At 76.6% G+C, this 1,322-nt stretch carries 1 protein-coding gene; it reads right to left on the bottom strand.

The genetic code is table 11. The features are described from left to right. Positions 1 to 76: 76 nt before the first annotated feature. Positions 77 to 1,222, bottom strand: coding sequence for a VIT1/CCC1 transporter family protein (locus tag BH719_RS07440; protein ID WP_009744207.1), 1,146 nt, complete (start codon positions 1,220 to 1,222; stop codon positions 77 to 79). Positions 1,223 to 1,322 lie beyond the last annotated feature (100 nt).

Genomic DNA, 1,322 nt, shown 5'->3' with positions numbered 1-1,322 from the left:
GGCGCCCGGCCAGTCCCCGGAGCCGGACCACTCCTCGCCGCGCCCGGCCAGTCCCCGGAGCCGGGCGGGCGCCCGCTCACCCCGCCGTCGTGCCGAAGGCGAGGCCGAGCAGGTAGGTGACGGCGGCCGCCCCGTAGCCGATGGCGAGTTGGCGCAATGCCCTGGGAGCCGGAGCCTGCCCCGACAGCACTCCGACGACGCCGCCGGTCGCCAGCAGCGCGCACCCGACGACCGCGGCGGCGCACACGATCGCGGTGATGCCGCTGAGCCCCGCGATGTAGGGGATCAACGGGATGAGGGCGCCGACGGCGAAGAACGCGAAGGAGGACAGGGCCGCCTTCGCGGGCGTGCCGATCTGCTCGTGGGCCCCGGCCTCGGCCTGCGCCCCGGCGAAAACCGCGCGCACCGGGATGGACCCGGACTCCCCCGTGGCGGGGGCGGAGATCCTCGCGAAGACCTGCGCGGCGTGGGCGTCGGCCTCCTCGGGGCTCTCGCCCCGGGCGCGGAACACGAGGGCGAGCTCGTTGGCGTCGACGTCCAAGTCGGGCACGGCCCGGTTGGCACTGGGGTCGGGGATCGACGCGTCCAGGAGCTCGCGCTGGCTCGTGACCGACACCCACTCGCCGGCGGCCATCGACAGCGCGCCGGCGAGCAGGCCCGCGACACCGGTCGTCAGCACCAGCCCGGGCGCCATCCCGGTCGCCGCCACGCCGAGCACCAGGGCGAGGTTGGACACCAGTCCGTCGTTGGCGCCGAAGACCGCGGCGCGGAACGTGCCCGCCAGGGTCTCGCGGGACTTGGCGGCCAGGGAGCGGATGACCTCGGCGTGGATGTGCTCGTCGGCCTGCATGTGGGCGGGCACGTCGTCATCGGCGTCGCGGGAGGAGCGCTGCTCGGCCCGCTGGGCCATCGCCAGGATGAAGATCGTGCCGAAGAGGTGGGCCAGGACGGCGGCCGCCCGCGTGCGCAGGGGCGGCTTGGGGGCGGGCAGAGCGTGCTCGCCCAGGCGCGCGAGCCAGTACTCCTCGTGGCGCCGCTCGGCGTCCTCGAGCGCGAGGAGGACGGCGCGCTCCTCGCCCGTGCGCCTCTCGGAGAGGTCGCGGTAGGTGCGCGCCTCCATGCGCTCCTCCGCCAGGTGCTTGCGCCAGCGGCGGATCTGGGCACGTGAAGGCGCCGCCGCCCCGTCCTGGGACGGCCCGGGCGGCGGCTGGGTTGAGGCCATCAGCGGGAGCGGGCGGACGAGGGGGGCGCCCCGGCTCCCGGGACCGCTCCCCCGTTGGCCTGCGCGCCGCGCGAGGCGGGGGCAGTGCCGCTCTTGGGCG

The sequence above is a fragment of the Pauljensenia hongkongensis genome, from assembly GCF_001746855.1.
Taxonomy (GTDB): domain Bacteria; phylum Actinomycetota; class Actinomycetes; order Actinomycetales; family Actinomycetaceae; genus Pauljensenia; species Pauljensenia hongkongensis.
This window is presented reverse-complemented; position numbering and strand designations above follow the sequence as displayed.